This window comes from Chitinophaga sp. 10T418 (assembly GCF_056394125.1).
Genome location: NZ_JBFTHG010000006.1, coordinates 473,966 through 487,713, shown reverse-complemented (window position 1 = coordinate 487,713; position 13,748 = coordinate 473,966). Strand labels below are relative to the sequence as shown.

8 protein-coding genes are annotated in these 13,748 nt (G+C 47.1%); 4 read left to right on the top strand and 4 right to left on the bottom strand.

What is annotated here, in order from left to right; all coding sequences use genetic code 11:
- Nucleotide 1 precedes the first annotated feature (1 nt).
- Nucleotides 2-886 (top strand): PKD domain-containing protein, encoded by an 885-nt coding sequence (locus AC1DCV_RS20155; protein ID WP_477024846.1) that lies wholly within the window; start codon nt 2-4, stop codon nt 884-886.
- A gap of 33 nt (nt 887-919) precedes the next feature.
- Nucleotides 920-3,427, top strand: coding sequence for a right-handed parallel beta-helix repeat-containing protein (locus AC1DCV_RS20150; RefSeq protein WP_477024845.1), 2,508 nt, complete (start codon nt 920-922; stop codon nt 3,425-3,427).
- A gap of 69 nt (nt 3,428-3,496) precedes the next feature.
- Here AC1DCV_RS20150 and AC1DCV_RS20145 read toward each other — a convergent pair whose 3' ends face one another.
- Both AC1DCV_RS20145 and AC1DCV_RS20140 read right to left on the bottom strand, forming a co-directional pair.
- Nucleotides 3,497-5,494 (bottom strand): flavin monoamine oxidase family protein, encoded by a 1,998-nt coding sequence (locus AC1DCV_RS20145; protein ID WP_477024844.1) that lies wholly within the window; start codon nt 5,492-5,494, stop codon nt 3,497-3,499.
- Nucleotides 5,495-5,531: 37 nt separating this feature from the next.
- Complete coding sequence (locus AC1DCV_RS20140; RefSeq protein ID WP_477024843.1) at nt 5,532-7,250, bottom strand: alpha-keto acid decarboxylase family protein; 1,719 nt, start codon at nt 7,248-7,250, stop codon at nt 5,532-5,534.
- A 372-nt stretch (nt 7,251-7,622) separates the two neighbouring features.
- Between AC1DCV_RS20140 and AC1DCV_RS20135 the strand changes: the two genes are divergently transcribed.
- On the top strand, nt 7,623-10,412 hold the full coding sequence (locus AC1DCV_RS20135; protein WP_477024842.1) for a family 78 glycoside hydrolase catalytic domain: 2,790 nt from the start codon (nt 7,623-7,625) through the stop codon (nt 10,410-10,412).
- Nucleotides 10,413-10,463: 51 nt separating this feature from the next.
- Here the strand turns inward: AC1DCV_RS20135 and AC1DCV_RS20130 are convergent, their stop codons facing one another.
- On the bottom strand, nt 10,464-11,750 hold the full coding sequence (locus tag AC1DCV_RS20130) for a Na+/H+ antiporter (RefSeq protein ID WP_477024841.1): 1,287 nt from the start codon (nt 11,748-11,750) through the stop codon (nt 10,464-10,466).
- Nucleotides 11,751-12,211: 461 nt separating this feature from the next.
- On the opposite strand from AC1DCV_RS20130, the gene AC1DCV_RS20125 reads away from it, so the two are divergent.
- Complete coding sequence (locus AC1DCV_RS20125) at nt 12,212-13,201, top strand: hypothetical protein (RefSeq protein WP_477024840.1); 990 nt, start codon at nt 12,212-12,214, stop codon at nt 13,199-13,201.
- 41 nt (nt 13,202-13,242) lie between these two features.
- Here the strand turns inward: AC1DCV_RS20125 and AC1DCV_RS20120 are convergent, their stop codons facing one another.
- On the bottom strand, nt 13,243-13,566 hold the full coding sequence (locus AC1DCV_RS20120) for a hypothetical protein (RefSeq protein ID WP_477024839.1): 324 nt from the start codon (nt 13,564-13,566) through the stop codon (nt 13,243-13,245).
- Nucleotides 13,567-13,748 lie beyond the last annotated feature (182 nt).

Genomic DNA, 13,748 nt, shown 5'->3' with positions numbered 1-13,748 from the left:
AATGAAAGCATATTTTTCTTTAAGTAAGCTGGTGCCGGTGATACTCTCTTTGCTCTTTCTCATGGCCTGTACGAAAGAGGATGCCGGGACGAATCAGCCTTTTGAGGCGTTCTTCTCCTATTCGGTAGATGGCAAAGTCGTGTCTTTCAAAAATTTATCTACCCAGGCAACTACCTATAGCTGGGACTTCGGGGATGGCAGCAATGCAGCAGATAAAGATCCTATACATACTTATCCCGCCAAAGGCCGTTATGTGATTACGTTGTATGCCACTGCCGCCAATGGGAAAAAAACAGAGGCTTCAACCGTGCTGATCATCGACAAAAAATCGCCGGTACTACTGGAAGATGGCAGTTTAGCCGATTGGGATGGCGTGAAAAATGAATTGATAAATCCTACCGCCGACCTGGTAAAAAAGATCAAATGGGATTATGACGGTACTAATGTATACGTATATATTGAGCAGAAGGGTAGTGCAACAGATTCTACGATCCTCGGTCTTTTTATTGATAGTGACAATAACAACACAACAGGTTTCCTGCACTTAATGTATCCTGGCATGGCAGCAGATCTTTACCTGGAAGGTCAGCCTATGCTGGCAGGCAGTGGCAGCTGGTGGGGTGGTTTTACTTTTACCGGTGGCGCGGCGCAAAGCGGCTGGAGCTGGGGTGCGCTAACGGTGCCGCCGTTTTATATCATGGGTGCTTCCAAAACAGCAGATGGCTTGTTCAAATATGAACTGGCGCTGAAGAGAAGCGTGTTGCCCGGATTATTCAATAAAAAAATAGTGATCGCATTAACGATATATGATAAAGGCTGGGCGGAAGCCGGCCACATTCCAAATAATAAGACCGGAGGTATTTTAATAGACCTGGATGTATTGTAAAATGATTTACCACTTTTCCCTAAAAATTAATCCATGAAAACAATTTTACTATGTCTCTTTTTCGCTGCCGGCCTGTTCTGCTATAGCCAGCAGGCCACTGCGCAAAGTTATTATGTAGATAATAACAAACCTACCAATGGGGACGGCACCATTGGCAATCCCTGGAATAGCCTGGCATATGCCATGTATGCTACCACAGCACCTACTACACAGGATGTGGTTATCTTCTTCCGAAAGGGCACTTATCATTTCAACCCCGATACGATTCTTTTTATCGGGAGCAGCAAAAGCGGCAGTGCCGGAAAATACTATACATTAAAAGCCTACCAGGGAGAACAGGTGATATTTGACGGTACCGGGTTAACCACCGATGGTGCCTATATGGCCAGTATCTCAGGAGCCAGCTATATCCGCCTGGATGGCATCACGTTCGCCAACCTGAAAAACATCACCGGCTACGGGCTGTATGTAATTGGTAACAGCAGCAACATCGATATCCGGAACTGTACTTTCAGTAACATGGTGTGGAACAGCGATCTGACAGAAGCATCCTATCCAACTCCCAGTGATAAAAATATTTACCCGGTGATGATCACCGGATCCGGATCTTATCCTACTGGTGTAGTACTGGACAGCAATCATTTCACCACTATTGCGCCAGGATTTTACGGAGATCTGGTGTATAAAGGTCCGGGAATAGGGACCGTTACACAAACGCATACGGTAGAAACAAATATTCTCCGTAAACGCCCACGCACCGATTTTTATGTAAGCACCACCGGTAGCGATGCCACAGGTACCGGCGCCAAAACAAATCCCTGGAAAACCCTTAATGCAGCAGTAAACAGGGCAGGGTATGATTTCAGTACCACACCTGCTACGCTGATAGATACTGCGCTTAATATTTACCTGAGGGGAGGCGTGCATCAGCCCACGGCGGCGGTGTATATTGGCAGTAACCGCGGACAAAATGGTAAATGGTTTACCATCCGGAACTATCCCGGTGAATCCGCGATTTTAGATGGTGGGCTGCTGACAGCACAATATGCCTCCCTCTTTGCAATAGATAGCGCCAAATATTTGACTATACAGGGTTTGCGCCTGCGCAACGTAACCAATGACTCTACGCTCACCACCGTCGTAAATGGAGTGGCGTATAAAGATGTGCGTTACGGTATTGCCGTATTGGGCAACAGTGCGCATATCCGCATTAAACAGGACACGCTGTACGACATGAAGTGGACGAGAGATACCCTCAAAGCCAAGTATCCGCAACCCAACGATAACCTGGGTGCCATCACGGTATTGGGCAATGGTAATTCCGCCATGCATGATATTGTAATAGACAGCAACGTTTTATATGATATTGTACCTGGCTATACAGAAGCCGTTACCATAAATGGTAACGTGGATACTTTTACCATCAGCAACAACTACATTCACGACATCGCCAATATTGGCATTGTGGCTGCGGGAAATTATAAATGGGTATTGGATAACTATCCGGGGTTAACGAAAACAAATAACCAGTCCCGCAACGGGTTGATTGCCGGCAATGAAGTGTTCCGCTGCCTGTCGCCTATTGCGATATCTGCTGGTATTTACCTGGATGGCTCCCGGAAAGTTACCGTGGAAGATAACGACTGCTACAACAATGGCGTAGGTATTTCTGTGGGCAATGAACAGGACTCCAGCAAAGGGGCGGGGCATATGATCCGGAGCAATACCCTGCATCATAACCTGGGAGCCGGGATCTATATTGGTAGCAATAATCATACTTCCTGGGTAGATAGTACAGTTGTGAAATGGAATACCATTGAGCATAATTATTTCATCTCACCGGCATTGCGTAAAAAAGCCAACTATGTATACGGTATTGACAGTGCTTCCCAGCGCTGGGCGGAAATAGTGGTGAACAGAACACGCTACATGACTTTCGAGGAAAATGAAATTAACATCGACTCGGATATTATGACCGCGTTTTTGTTTTCACAATCCAATCTCATCTTCCGTTATAATATTTATCATACGCTGCATAATAATCCTTGTAGTGTGTACTTTATAAAAGACACCACCACATCCAATAATGGCGGGGGCGATGGTATCGGAGATGTGTTTTATACCACCTTCCATCAGTATGTCAGCAATACCTGTCTGGATGTTACTTCTACGTTGGGTGACAGCGTTTATAATCCGGCTGGTTGCGGCAGTACTTTTGCCTGTAATAGTTTTGCGAGAGCTGCTGCCCCTGCGTTGGTACCGGAAAAACCGATCATCGCTAATACTTCCGTGAGTGTGTATCCTAATCCTGCGATGGACCATGTAACCGTACAGGTACAACAATTGGTGAAAGGGACTGTGCGACTGGAACTATGGAGCAGTAACGGGAAACTGGTACAACGGCAGGATCTGGCTGTGCTGGACGCCGGCATACACCGGGTTACGCTGAATAAGGGGAATGTGAAACCGGGTACTTATTTCCTGCGGGTGATCAGGAGTGTTGGAAAAACAGAGACACTAAAGGTCGTGTGGTTACAATAAAGGCATAGCTGACATGATGCATAGAAAAACAGTGGCTGCTACTGGCAGCCACTGTTTTTATTTTACGTCTTATTTACAAGGAGGACAAATAAAAGGATAATACTTAGGGTCGATGATCGGAGCGATGCCGAAGAAGTCGTTCAGTACTGATTCCGCGGTACAGTAAGCACCTTCCACCCAGGCCTGGTCATTGGAGTAGGCTTCACCCACAATAAAGATGTTGGCGTCTGCTCCATCTATCAGTTGTGATGGTTTCCTGATTTTTTGTTGTACATCGCAGATGTTGTAGTGCCCTGCATAGGCATGGTAGCCTGCATTAAAGGGCGGTTTAGACCAGTCCATGTACTTTGTTTCCAGTGGTTCCGGTACGGCGGTATAATCGGCCTGGGGACCAAAATGTACGGCAGCCAGTTGCTGACGCAGCATTTTTACCATGATCTCCGGAGCTTTGCGTGGTCCTTCCAGTGTTTGGCAATCACTTGAAACCGGTGTTTTGCGCACTTTGTGCGGACCCAGTTCCAGTTCTGACCAGAAGCTGGTGAACTGTTCATCATCATAGCTGGCCAGCAGTCCGTATATTTTTTCACCGCTTTGGTCGAGGGCGTTGTTACCAAAATACACTACCTGCCGTATAGGCATGTCCGTTACACTTGGGCCTATGGTATTGCGTTGGGAGGCATTAAGCAGTTGTTCTTCCTGCACAATGGTTAACCGTTCTTTGACGAGCTTTTCTACCATACTTACCAGGTCGGCGGCTACATTAAAAGGTGTTTCCATAATGTCTTTGTCGTTCCCGATGGCTTTAATATAGGCAGCCGGGAATTTCTGCTTGGTAAGCGTGGACAGTACGGCGGTGGTTACCTCGTAGCTGTTGATCTGTGCGGGATAAGGCGGCGGATTATCGGAATTATCTGCCCACCAGGGGGTATGGAAAAACATGCCCACCTTATAGGACGGCTGCATCACGGCAGATTCCAGGTATAGTTGCACTTTCTCATGATTAAGCACATCTAAGGCATCCGTACTTTCGTAACGGGTGGCCTGTGCTACCAGTTCAATCGAATGGCGTGGCATGGCCAGCCAGGCAGCATCGGTTGTTTTAGCGCCTGATTTCTTGTTGGGGTTTTCCCGGGTAGCGATGGTGTAATGAATGACTTTACCTTTTTGCAGGATAGAGTGCAGGCGGGTGTTTGGATAATATTTAAAGTGGATGCCTTTTTCTTTAGCCAGTTTCACGATGGCATCAAACAAAGCATTGAACATGCTGGAATAGCCGGTGGTCAACGTTTTATATTCGGTACCTGGTGTGAATTCGTTGTTGGCCTGGAAAGCGATGGCAGCGTTCCAGTTGATAACATTAGACGTGTAGCCGTTCCCGTCAGAAGTATAGTTGTAGCCTTCTGATCCCAGCTGATCGAACATCAGGTTCCAGTAACCGATATCTTTCAGATAATCTCCTTTTTTATATACGGATGATTCGGGGAGGTCAATATTTATTTGTCCATTCTGATAAAATTCGCACCATTCCCTGCGGGTTTTAGGGCCGTGGTCTTTGGTTACAGCCAGGCTTTCCACCAGATTGAAGCCGGTATCCGGTGAGTCGGTGGCGCCAAAATTGTTGACGTAATAAGGAGCGGGGTTAGTGGATGTAATGTCGTTCAGGTACATGTTTTTGGTACGCAAACAATACAGTGGATTAACGGATTCGTTAAAAGGCACTGAATATTTGTCGAGGCCCAGTTGGGATATCACGGTGGTGACTAAACGATGTCCTTCGCTTTCAGGTTTGCCATTCCATTGGGAGTAGCGCATGCCGCCTACTTCCAGGTAAGAATTATTTTTATCTTCCTTGTAATGCCAGGTGCATACGCGGGCGCCTGCTGCGCGGGTGCCGGGATCTTTTTTGGTGAAATCATATTTACCCCAGTCATATAATTCGAGGGTATCGCCTTTGGCCAGGAGCTTTGTGTTCTTTTTGCCATCAGCGGGTTTGCCGTCCAGCAATCGCCAGGCAGTATATAGTCCGGCTGCACCGGCACCGAAAATAGAATAGGTTTTGCTGTCCATAGAGATTATTATTTTGAGGTGTAATAAGATGGGTTGTTTATCCTTCCAGTCCGAGACGACGCATTTGTTCCGGCAGATCTTTTTGCGGGATCACCACCTGTACCAGGACCGGCTTTTGGGTAATACCTTTTAATTTCCCCAGCACATCGTTTAGCTCTTTAATGGTAGTAACGCGGAAACCTTCTGCGCCATAGGCTTTGGCCAGGGCGAGGTAATCCCATTCCGGCAGGATGTCGAAGGTGTCGAACACATGTTTAGGGCCGGGTTTAAAGGAGTCGAGGTTTACGTACACCTGTTCTATAGCATATACTGCGTTGCTCATCACAAAAATCACGGCATTGAGTTGATTCCTGGCGAGGGTAGACAACGACTGGCAAATCATCATGAAGCCACCATCGCCGGCTATGGTCCAGGCTCTTTTGCCACTTCCCAGTTGTGCTCCGCAGGCGGCGCCGGTTTCATACCCGATCACCTGCCAGGCGGCAGAGGAAATGAAGCTGTTGCGATGCAGGCCATAGGCATTGGTGGCCACATACAGCGCGGAGCTCACCCCAAAGGTCATCACAATATCTTTCAGCATATTTTGGTCATGGAGGTATTTCATGGAATGCTGGAAGAAGCGGTTGTATGTAATCACATCCGGTTTATCATCCCAGTCGGGATCCGAATTAGAGATCCAGGGTTCCGGGTATTTGGGCTGTGGAGGTGCTATTGTTTTCAGCGGATAGCCTTTAGTCTTTTTGAAGAGGGCCAGCAGCGCTTCCATGAAATCTTTCATCGTAACATCCGGATAGGTGTAGTAGCCAACGCGTACCTGTGCGGTATCAGCCAGCACCATGGCAGCGTATTTGTTTTGTACAAACCAGAGGTAGTCATCTGTAAGAATGGTACCCAGCGTCAGGAAACAATCTGCTTTATCCACCTCGCTGATCACGCTTTTGATAGATGCGGCGTCGGAGTAGGTGCCGATGAATTTATCTCCTTTCTCCTGCAACACGGATTTTCCCAGGGTGGTAGTGGTATAAAGAAAGCCGCTGGCATCGATGAGTTCCTGTAGCAGGTCTGATAAGCCATGGCGGAGTATTTCCACCCCTGCAAAGATCATCGGGTGTTTGGCAGCAGTAATTTGTGTCCATGCCTGGGCCACGGCGTTTGCGAGTGCCAGTGGCTCACTTTTGATCACGAGGGGTTGCAGGGCTTTCTTGTTGGGCGGGGTACATACTTCGCCCCATACTTCCTCGTAGCAGGCAATATATACCGGCCTTTTGTGGGTGATAGCGGCTATCAGCAGTTGATCTATTTTTTCCGGCGCACCGGCGGAGGTGCTGAGTGTGATGGCCGCCACCGTGACGTGTTCAAATACTTCCTGGTCGGCTTTGAGGTTGCCAGTGGAATGATGAAAAAGCACGTCGTACATTTTGGTCATCTGCCGGTCGTCTGACCCGGGCGTAGCCGTGATCACCACCACGGGGCTACGTTCTACATAAGCGCCTGCAATGGCATTGAGCGCGCTGAAAGTGCTCACCCCGAATTGCAGCGATACGGCGCCGAGTCCGCGGGTACGTCCATATGCATCTGCTGCATAGGCCGCATCCAGTTCATTCATGGCGCCAATGGCAGTTACGCCATCGAAGTGTTCCAGGGTTTGGGTGAAATGCTTAACATAGTCACCAGGTATCTGAAACACCTCCGTGACATCCAGTTGCTTCAACCTGGTCAACAGGTAGTCCGCTACTGTAAACGGTTTTTGTTGCATGCTTGTGGATTTATGTTTGTGTTCATGGATATATGAGGGTGTTTATACCGGGGAATGGTAAAATAGGGGAACCGGATTCGTTACTAAAGTTAATGGAAATTAGATGATAATAAATGGGGGCGGGGTGATTTTTTTGAGGGTAGTGGCGGGGTGGTGATCCATTTACCCGCTCTAGAATATATTTTAAATGTTTGCAGTGCTAACTATTTTATCAACGAATATTTTTTCATAACGTTATTTTGTTTGAATGCTTTGCCCGAGGGTGTCCAGTTCTGCCGTCCTGTTTTCCTAATTTCATGTTCGTCATATAAATATTAAAAAGAGTTAAAAACCATTTTGTATTTTGTTCCCTACCTAAAGCTCCGCGTTATCATGACAAGAAGGATTTGTTATACCTGGCTGTTGCTGCTTCTCTGCACCACCACAGCCTTTGCCACGGATCACTGCTCCGTACTGCCAATCAATCTGCGCTGCGAATACCTGGTCAACCCTCTGGGCATTGACGAATTACATCCCCGCTTAAGCTGGACCCTGCAAGCTACAGATACGAGTGCTTTCGCCCAGCGGCAAACAGCTTATCGCATACTGGTAGCTGCTACCAAAAAAGAACTGGACGAAAATAAAGGAACGATATGGTCGTCCGGATGGGTGAGTTCAGATGAGATGCAGCATATTGACTACAAAGGGAAGCCCTTGCAATCCGATCAGGCGTATTACTGGAAGGTTGCCGTGAAAGATGAAAAAGGGCAGGTATCTTCCTGGAGTACGCCAGCGCGCTGGACTACCGGTTTATTACAGGCGGCCGACTGGAAAGCAAAATGGATCGGCACGGATGAACTGTTTGACCCGCATCAGAAAGACTGTAATATTTCAGATCCCTGGCTGAGGAAAACATTTGAGTTGAAAGCGGTGCCGGAGAAAGCCAACATCTTTATTGCGTCTGTAGGATTTCATGAACTATATGTCAACGGCAAAAAAATCGGCGATGGTGTAATGGCGCCTGCCGTTACCAATCATACAAAAAGAGCGCGGTACATAGCCTATGATATTGCCGGTGAATTGCACCCCGGTAAAAATGTGATCACCATCTGGCTGGGTACTTCCTGGTCAATATTTGGTCCGTATATCACACCAGGGAAGCCACAAACGCCGATCGTGATAGCACAGGGCGCCGTGTATGACAAAGCCGCTGAAACGCCTGTATTGCTCCTTAAAACAGATGATTCCTGGCTTACCCATCCCAGCCCCAATAAACTGCTGGGCGTATGGGACTCGAACCATATGGGCGGAGAGCTATGGGATGCCAATAAGGAAGTGAAAGACTGGAACACCACCGCCTGCGATGAAAGCAACTGGCGTAAGGTGACGGTATACCATCCCACGCTGCTCTTATCTGCACAGATGGTGGAACCTAACAAAGTACGGAATGAAATTAAGCCCGTCTCCGTAACCCGTCTCTCCAACGGCAACTACCTGGTAGATATGGGGGTAAACTTTGYCGGCTGGACTTCTGTTCATGTACACGGTCAACCAGGCGATAAAATAGCGTTTTTGTATTCAGAACGGGAGCATGTGAATATGACCTTCGGACTGCATAGCGCCTACATTATAGGTAAAGAAGGCGAAGGCGTTTTCCGTAATCATTTTAATTACAGCTCCGGCAGATGGATTACCATTGTTGGATTGAAAGAACCGCCAGCTCTGGAAGATATCCGTGGCTGGCTGGTACGTACGGCCTATGAGCCTTCTACCACCTTTACCTGTTCTGATTCTTTGCAGAACTGGATCTATGACCGGGTGCGCTGGACCTACGAAAACTTATCCATCGGTGGTTATATCGTGGACTGTCCACAGCGCGAAAGACTGGGCTACGGCGGCGATGCACACGCTACCTGTGAAACGGGTATGTTTAACTATCATGTGGGTGCTTTTTATACCAAGTGGATGGAAGACTGGCGTGATGTGCAGGGAACAGAATCCATCGTAGGTAACATGTATGATACGGCCTGGGCGCATAAAGGACTCATGAGTGGTCGTCATCTCCACAAAGGTATATTACCGCATACCGCACCTACTTATATGGGCGGTGGTGGCCCTTCCTGGGGAGGCATTGTGGTAACGCTGCCCTGGTTTATATATCAGCAGGAAGGAGATAAAAGGATATTGGAAAAGAACTTCGGGATGATAAAAGAATGGCTGGCTTTCCTGGATACACAAACCAAAGATAACCTGCTGCAAAGATTTGGCGGCCCCTGGGACTTCCTGGGAGACTGGCTGTGGCCGGGTGCTACCGCCGAAGGCATGAATAACAATAAGCCACAAACCGTGTGTTTGAATAACAGCTACCGCGTATTTAATTTGCGTACGGCCGCAAAAATAGCCAGGGTGCTGGGTAAAACAGCCGAAGCCACGCAATGGGAACAGCAGGCAGAGGTATCGAGTTGTGCTATCAATGCCCGTTTTTACAATGCTGGCGACAACAGCTATTCAGATAGTTCCATGGCCAATATGGCAGCAGCTTTGCTGGCGGAAGTACCGCCTCCTGCACAACGGGCGGCGGTGATGCACCGACTCGAAAAAGAAATACTCGTGATCCGTAAAGGACATATTCATGTTGGCATTACCGGTGGTGCACTCTTATTTAAACTGCTGCGTGACGAAGGCCGCGATGACCTGATTTACAGCATGACGTCTCAAACCGATTATCCCGGCTGGGGCTACATGAAAGCCAATGATGCCACCACTATCTGGGAAATGTGGGAGAAAAATCTGCCAGGTCATTCCCTGTTGCACAGCTCTTTTCTCTATCCGGGCGCCTGGTATATCAACGGGGTAGCGGGTATACGCCGCGATCCCTCGTCTGCCAAAGGCTATCAGCATTTTATTATCAGGCCACCGCTGCTAACATCTTCCCAAATGGATTGGGCACGTGCATCCTATGAATCATCTGCTGGTATGATTAAAACGGCCTGGCATCGTGATGGGAAAGGATTGACACTGCAGGTAACCATACCACCCAATTGCACGGCAATTGTGGAGTTACCGGAGCAGGAAGCCAAACACGTGGAGGAACCCAGCGGGCATCTGAAAAAGAAAGGGGTGCAAAATGGATATGCATCGTTTGAATTGCCCGCAGGAAATTATACGATCAGGAGTATTTAATCTCCCTAAAAAAAATCAAAGGAGAATAGAGCAGTAAGAATTATATGATGACTATGAATGCTGATGTTTTACCTCCGCTTCCTTTTTAACCGCGGGCGTAAGCTTCACTGCTTTTACAATCCAGGGCAGGGAAACGCCTTGCCCTATCAGGGTAATCAGTACCACTACCACAGAAATAAATATAATCGGATTGCGCTCAGGAAAGGGGCGGCCTTCATCCAGCGTTAAAGGTAAGCCAATGGCAATAGCCAGGGAAACGATGCCCCGCATACCGGACCAGCTGATGATTAAACTGTTTTTAAAATCCAGCAAGGCGTTTTCTGTAATGCGTCCTTTACCTTTTTTAAAGGCCTGCTGTAAGTTGAGTTGTTGTGAAAATACCCTGGCCATACGTAGGAGCAGCGCTATCAGGGTGATGATAAATCCATATCCTATATAAGGAAATATCATATTGGCCGGAATGCTTTTGATGATATAAGGAAACTGTAATCCTATCAGTATAAAGATAAGTCCGTTCAGCAGGAAGATGATAATATCCCAGATGGATCTGGATTGCTGCTTTAACTTCTCGGGAAAAACTGTATTACTTACCCTGGCAATCATTATCCCCAGCACCACCACTGCAATCACGCCTGATACATGTATTTCTTCTGCCATCAGGTAAGTCACAAAGGGCATCAGCAACATAAAGCTGATGGTGACCAGATCATTTTTATGTACCATTTTCAGCGTTACTGCCAGCAGTCTGCTGACTACAAGACCCACCAATACACCTCCTGCCATCAGTATAATAAATTCCAGGGAAGCTTTCCAGAATACAAAGGCAGTCCCCATCGCTGCTGCGATAGCAAAGTGATAAGTTACCAGTGCAGAAGCATCGTTGATCAGGCTTTCTCCTTCCAGGATGGTAATAGTTTTATGTGACAGGCCCAGACCTTTGGTGATGCTCATGGCAGCCACCGCATCTGTAGCTGATAAGATAGCACCTAAAACAAAAGATAGTGGCCAGCTCATGCCAGGTATCAGGTAATGTGCGGCTACCGCAATAGCCGCAGCGGTGATAAAAACAAGCCCGATGGCCAAAGTACCAATCGTATTAAAATTAGTCTTGAATTCCTGTGGCGAGATGTTAAATGCAGCATCGTATAACAAGGGAGGAAGGAACAGCAGGAACACTACTTCCGGATTCAGCGTGATGTCAGGCAGTGCAGGAATAAAGCCAATACCAATACCAGCGGTAATCAATAGCACCGGGTAAGGTAGTCTTATCTTGTCTGCCACAGCCGACAGCACAATCATGATAGCCAGAATAAAGATGACGATGCTGTAGTTCTCCATGCATTACATTTGGTTGCAAATGTATATATTTAGGCATTACTGTAGCAGTAAAATAAAATGCTGAGATACTTCGGGCACGGTAAGCCTCTGATAGCGTTGGCAGGGCCGGGAGCGGAATAATATACTGAGCTACCGGTAGCGAAATGCAACTAAAATGTTGATGCGATAAACCCGATTAGGCATATTTTGGGACAGCTGCGTATGGTGATTTGTAATGCCCTTGTTAACACTTGATTAATTTGAACTGAGCATTTTTGGGAAACCGGCATTTATTTTTTAATCTCTTATATACTATGTTTTCTATGTCCAAACCTTTAATGGTGGTTAACCCCCAGCGATTTTTTGTTTTGTCAGCTTGCTTATTGCTGACACAAGTTGGTTTCGCCCAAACTAATACATTTCCTAATACGGGGCCTGCAGGTATTGAAACCACTGCACCAAAGGCCAAATTGCAGATTGGTATGTTAGCGACAGATACGGTGTCGGCTATCCGAATTGGAAAAGCAGGGGATGCTGGTAAAATAGCCGTTCCCCTAGGTACAGCAACAGGCGGGTATAATCTTGATTTTTATACCTGGAGAGACATGACGCCGGATCAGATTGGCGCCAGGATACGTGCGGAACGAATAAACAAGCATGCTGCCAATTCTGCCCTCATCCAGGGTATGGATCTGGCGTTTTACACTTCTCCGGCGCTCGTACAGTCAGACCTGGCAGAGCGGATGAGGATTGATTTTATGGGGAATGTTGCTATTGGATTACCGAAGCCCGGGGCGCGGCTTCATGTGTCTACCAATCGGGGTGTTCCAATCGCAAAGTTTTCGGAAACAGATACTCCTGGTGGTGATGGTTCGATCACGATAGCAAATGGGACCGGTATTGGAAACCACTTTTTCGCAGCGATTACAGGTAGATCTTATACCCCGGGACGTCCATTGGGCGTATCTTTGACAGGCGAAGCAGAAGATCTGGTTCCGGCTGGTGATGATATTGGACTAGCGGCTGTGATCCTGGATGGGCGAAGCAAGGCAGTAGGCCCTCTCGTGAATAACAATGTATTGGCAGTGAATAGCTATGGTAAGAACCTGCTGCTGGTGAAAGCCAATGGAAGTGTTGGCATTGGTACAGCCGATACCAAAGGCTATAAACTTGCGGTAAATGGCTCCGGTATATTTACCCAGGTAAAAGTCAAAGTATACAATGCCTGGCCGGATTACGTTTTCTCCGATAATTACGCGCTGCCTTCTTTGCAATCACTGGAGCAGTTTATCAACGTGAATAAACATCTCCCGGAAATGCCGGCTGAAAAAGAAGTGTTGGCAGATGGCCAGGATCTGGGTGAGATGAACCGGTTATTACTAAAGAAAGTAGAAGAGCTAACCCTTTATATCATTCAACTAAACAAAAAGGTAGATGCTCAACAAGAAGAGATTTCAAAGTTGAAGAAATAAATAGAGACAAGGGCGGGTCTGCTTTGCAGGCCTGTCCCTTTTTACGAAGCCTTACTCACCTTCTGCTCCCGCCATTTGATAAACATTATATGGTAAGCAAACTCCCAATACAAATGATCCTCCAGCATTTCCATCAGCAGTAACTTCCTTTTCGCACTGTCCTGCCCGGTGCGTTTCATCTGGTCGTATTTGGCCAGTTGTTCATGCAGCGAGGTTTCCATCAGCTTCAATAAATCTGGAAAGGCATCGATACCGGTGTCCGTAATCAGTTTTCCCTTGGGTGTTTGTTTTAGTTCCTGCATGCGTTCATGGGTCAGTTCAGGCATTTTGATCCCTTGCAGGTTGAAAATCTTACTTCTGGTCATTGGCAAGCACAGGTTTTAACGGTTAATAATAATACTGATTATGGGTTAAAAGGTACTATGCGGGTATCAATTTTTATTTTCACCGACAAGGTCTCCTCTATATTAGAGTACCAAAAGCGGAAAGGGTTACAAAAATGTCAGCTTTTTTTTTGTAACTTTTCCGGCAATTGATCATCCAATAA